At 51.5% G+C, this 4,743-nt stretch carries 4 protein-coding genes; 2 read left to right on the top strand and 2 right to left on the bottom strand.

Features of this window, described 5'->3' with window-relative positions; all coding sequences use genetic code 11:
- Positions 1 to 906 (bottom strand): IS5 family transposase (locus tag ACN4EG_RS27115; protein WP_431633404.1); only part of this gene is annotated, 906 nt, incomplete at its 3' end.
- A gap of 298 nt (positions 907 to 1,204) precedes the next feature.
- Positions 1,205 to 2,989 carry a glycoside hydrolase family 10 protein gene (locus ACN4EG_RS27110; protein WP_431633403.1) on the bottom strand — a complete coding sequence of 595 codons (1,785 nt, stop codon included), beginning with the start codon at positions 2,987 to 2,989 and terminating at the stop codon, positions 1,205 to 1,207.
- Between the two features lie 421 nt (positions 2,990 to 3,410).
- Here ACN4EG_RS27110 and ACN4EG_RS27105 point away from each other — a divergent pair, with 421 nt between their 5' ends.
- Together ACN4EG_RS27105 and ACN4EG_RS27100 are read left to right on the top strand one after the other, a co-directional pair.
- Positions 3,411 to 3,701 (top strand): helix-turn-helix domain-containing protein, encoded by a 291-nt coding sequence (locus tag ACN4EG_RS27105; RefSeq protein WP_431633402.1) that lies wholly within the window; start codon positions 3,411 to 3,413, stop codon positions 3,699 to 3,701.
- A gap of 150 nt (positions 3,702 to 3,851) precedes the next feature.
- Positions 3,852 to 4,743, top strand: an 892-nt coding sequence (locus ACN4EG_RS27100; protein WP_431633401.1) for a protein kinase domain-containing protein, incomplete at its 3' end; no start/stop codon positions are given.

Below are 4,743 nucleotides of genomic sequence, written 5' to 3'. Positions count from 1 at the left end.
GGCGATAGCAATCATACGGTTGAGCGCAGCACATTTGATAAACAACTCCACCGCTTGATTGTCAAATTGACGGGCACTGAGCTTGCCGCCAAAAATCGCCTTGAAGCGAAACATGGTCGTTTCAGCAATCGAGCGGCGATGGTAGCCAGACTCTCGCTTCCAGCGTTTTCGCCCATGGTTGCGAATCTGACGCAGATTCTCATCGCGCGGATGGGGCTTGCCTTTGCAATTGCCATGCTGCCAGATTTTGGCATCCTTGCGCGGGGGAATCACGGCTCTGGCTCCTCTGGCCTCTATCTCGTCGTAGCAATGGCGATGGTCGTAGGCTCCATCGGTCGAAACCTGCTCTATCTCATCCTCAATTTGCTCCAAGAGGGTTTCGAGCACTTCTCCATCCGCGACATCATTCGTCGTGACCACCATTGCTACAATCTCACCCGTGGCTTCATCGACCCCTAGGTGCAACTTGCGCCAAGTTCGACGTTTGCTGACCCCGTGCTGACGGGTTTTCCATTCTCCTTCCCCATACACTTTCACGCCCGTAGAATCGACGACGATATGACGAGCCCCTGCTTTGGACTGGATGGGTAAGGTGATTCTCAGTTTCCCTAGGCGGCGCGATAGAGTGCTGTGATCGGGCACCGACAACTCGATGCCCATCAACTCAAAAATCGATTCAAGAAATCCTTGACACTGCCTTCCAGCCAGCCCATAGACCGCTTTGACGGTCGCCATCGTTTGAATCGCTAGGTCACTATAGAAAACTGATGCACCGGGTTTGCCGCTCAAATCTTCGACCACCCACTGCTCTAGGACAGATTCCTCAATCCAGAAGGTGAGGCTTCCTCTCTGTTTCAATCCAGCGTTATACTCAGACCAGTTGCGGATGCGGTATTGAGGTTTCATGGCACGGTTTTTGTGTGGTAACTGAAACTTACCATGGCTCGGCCCACCCGCAACCCCTCTTCATGCAACAACGCCTATTTTGACCATTGATTTTCTGTTCCTAGCATTATCTTTTAGTTCTTAGTAATATTTGTTCCAGTGATTCGTGGACGCTCAATTCACCCTACTACTGGGGTATTTTTTTATTTTTGCTCACGCCGCTCATTGTCCACGTTAGGCTAGTACAACGATCGACATTCCATCCTTGTATTTTCATGTGTCTTCGATCGTGGACAGCAGCAGCAACGATCTCTAATTGTTATTTGCAGTTAGGCGGAGAGATTTCTAGTAATCCTTTAAAATCCGCTTTGCGTCGATCGCTAGACTCTCCAGTGATATTCCAAAGGGTTTCATAGAAAAAGAAGGAAACGCCCCCATAACCCCGATCGCGCGTGGCCTTAACCTGCTGCTGAATTTGCGCCATGGGCACCTTCTTCCCCCGTAACCCAGCCAGAATGCCAACCCCCGTCGGAATGTGCGACTGTGCCGCTAAGAATTCTGGTTGAGTCAGTTCCCGATCGAACCCTGCAAAACTATCCTTGTAAACCTGCACCACTAACTCTTCAATCAACCCTTGGCGTTCCCAACTGCGCCAATCTTGCAGAGATTTGTTGTAGGCGAAACTGTAGGGATTGGGCGAGAGGGATATTTTAGCATTGGGATTTTTGGCCTTGACCGTTTTAAACACATTGGCCATGAACTGGGAAATCTTATCGGCTCGCCAACGCACCCATCCATCATCATTCACGGCTTTGGGCGGTTGTTTACCACCAGTTTCCTTCTGGTACAACGCAACCGTTGCAGCCTCATAACCAAACTCCACGGGCAAACCAAAATGATCATCAAACTGAATCCCATCTACATCGTAACGACCTACAATTTCAGTCACTAGATCGAGAATAAATTGCTGAACGTCCGATCGAAAGGGACTGAGCCAAACACGCACATCCGATCCCTCCAGCCAAGTAGTTTCTCCCGTCTGAGTTTTGGCTAACCAATCCTTCGCATTTACAGCCAGTTCCGAATCCGCTGGAGCCATAAAGCCAAATTCAAACCAAGGCACGACCGTCATCCCCAACCGATGGGCTTCCGTAATCATTTCCTGCAACATATCCCGCCCTTGTAAACCTGCGGGACGGGGGTCGATCGCTAGACCAATTTTGCGCTGCATGACTTCGCTGGGATAGAGCGTATAGCCCCAATTCCAAACAGCAGGATAAATGGTATTAAAGCCCTGGGCATGGAGCGTTTGAATCGCCAACTTTAAACGATCGGCCTCAAAAAAAACATCGCTATCAATATTCGTCAGCCATACCCCCCGAATTTCTTTGCACTGGGTAGGTGCTCCATCGGCGGTTGCTGGCAGATAGGTTTTGGCAATCAGTCCATTGCGATCGGGCAATGCTTGGCATAGGAAAGCGGCCAGCTCTGCGCGGGTGGCGATGCGATCGGCGTTAATTTTCTGGGCGTCGGGGTGATTGACAACGACATTTTTTTCTAGGGCCGCAACGATCGCGGATTCTGCATAACTGGGAATGGTTTTGGCATCTTTGAAGTTGGCCAGGGTGGATTTGATCGATCGTTGAGCTTTCCACTGGGAGCCACTGGCCAGAGCCGTTAATGCTTGGGCGCGAGTGATGGGGGCGTTGGGCCGAAAGCTGCCGTCGGGAAACCCTGAGAAAAACCCCGCGCGATAGGCTTGCTGAATGGCTGCGGCCCCCCAAAAGGAAGCAGGCACATCGCTGAAGGACTGGGCCGATCGGACAGCGGCAACCTGGGGAAAGGCTTTAGTAACCATGGCAGCAAAGGCGGCACGGCTAACTTCTGCATCGGGGCGAAAGGTGCGATCGGGGTAACCACTGATGAGGCCAGTTTCGCTGAGGTTGGTAATGCAGGCGGCGGCCCAATGGCCAGAGAGATCACGGAAGGCGGGGGGCTGGGTTTGAGCGAAGCTGGGGAAACAAAGGAGGAAGCTGCCCATCTCGCAGATAAGGGCAACGCTAACAATCTTGACGGTTTGTCGGATAATTCGGTGTAATCCCATCGTAGAAGCCCCTCACACGCCCGATTATTGGCCTACAGTACGAAGTCAAGCGAATTCTCTATACCAGCACTCTACAGCAGCATTAGCGGATTCTCCACAATGAATTCTATTGCTTATTCTGGTGTTACTCTAAATACTCCCGATCGGTTTTTAATTAAGTTTTTAATCGATGGACTCTTAATCAATCGATCGCAGAATCAATTGGATATGCAAACCCTTATAGTCAGGGACTTCCTAAAAAATAAGATCCCTGGTTCAGTCACCCACCTACCCGTCCACCCACCTAACTCGTTGCATATTCGGCACCAAGCGCACAACGATCCATCACGTCAGGCGATCGCGATAGGTCATAATATTCACATTATCCAATGCAAGTTAGACCTAGAGCCAGTGCAGAACTTTCAACGGGACCCACTGGCTTGTGGTTGATTGGGTCTTATTGCATCACACAAGTTTTCTGTTTATTCCAACCAGTTTTCTAGGATTTGATTGGGTGATTCGGTGGCGACTACGGGAGATCATGGCAAGGGAGCGGATGACCAACAAGCGGTTATCTGACTTAATGAACGTTCACCCCAACACCATCTCCAATCTCAAAAAACCGGACAACATGCCTCATTTAGGGGGGGATACGCTGAATGCCTTGTGTAAATACCTCAACTGCACCCCTAGCGACTTAATTGAATACACCCCCGATCGGGATGATCCATAGGGTGCGATCGGGGTGCGGAGATCGTTAGTTCACGATCGCAACCAATTGCAAACTTCTATGCCATGATCGGAAGCACGAAACAAAGATCGGAAACACGACACTAAGTTGTGAAGTTGTTCGTCAGTCATCCCGTGATTTACTGCTGACTCCATGCCGCTCCTAGCACCTCTTTCCACTGGCCTCGTTCTTGAAAACCGTTACGAAGTCGCACAATTCCTGGGCTACGGCGGATTTGGACGCACCTATCTCGCCCGCGATCGTCACCGCTTTAACGAACTCTGTGTCCTCAAAGAATTTGCCCCCCAAATCAGCGAACCCAGCATCCTGCGCAAAGCCGAAGAACTGTTCCAACGGGAAGCCGGAACCCTCTATCAACTGCGGCACCCCAAAATCCCAGAATTTCGCGCCTTGCTATCCATCCGCTACCAAGGCCAAGACGCGCTCCTCCTCGTTGAACAATTCATTGCAGGCCAGTCCTACGAAACCTGGATCGATCGCGGTAACCGCTTGACCGAAGCCGAAGCCATCCAGTTTTTGCTGGATATGTTGCCCATCCTGAGCTACATCCACGATCGCGGCGTCATCCACCGAGACATCGCCCCTGACAACCTGATCCGCGAACAGACCAGTGGCAAACCCTTTCTGATTGACTTTGGCAGCGTGCGCCAAGTCGCCACCACTGCACTGAAACTCTCTGGTAGTCCCGGTATGGGCACCCAAATCCATAAACCCGGATTTTCCCCACCAGAACAATTGCGCGGCGAAGTTTTTCCCAGCACCGACCTCTATTCCCTCGCTGTGACGACATTAGTATTACTAACGGGCAAATCGCCCATGGAACTGTATAACGACCACCAAGCCCAATGGCATTGGCGATCGTTTGCGCAGGTCAGTCCCGCCCTCGGCAATTTACTCGATCGCCTCCTTTCCCACAGCCCCCGCGATCGCTACAGTTCCGCCCGCGAAGTCCAAACCCTCCTACAGTCTCTCCCACAGCGATCGACCCCAGCCAACTCGATTCCCCCCAACCCCGCCCCCCAAC

Origin of the sequence: Alkalinema pantanalense CENA528 (genome assembly GCF_050753345.1) — a bacterium.
Taxonomy (GTDB): Bacteria; Cyanobacteriota; Cyanobacteriia; order Leptolyngbyales; family Leptolyngbyaceae; genus Alkalinema; species Alkalinema pantanalense.
This window is presented reverse-complemented; position numbering and strand designations above follow the sequence as displayed.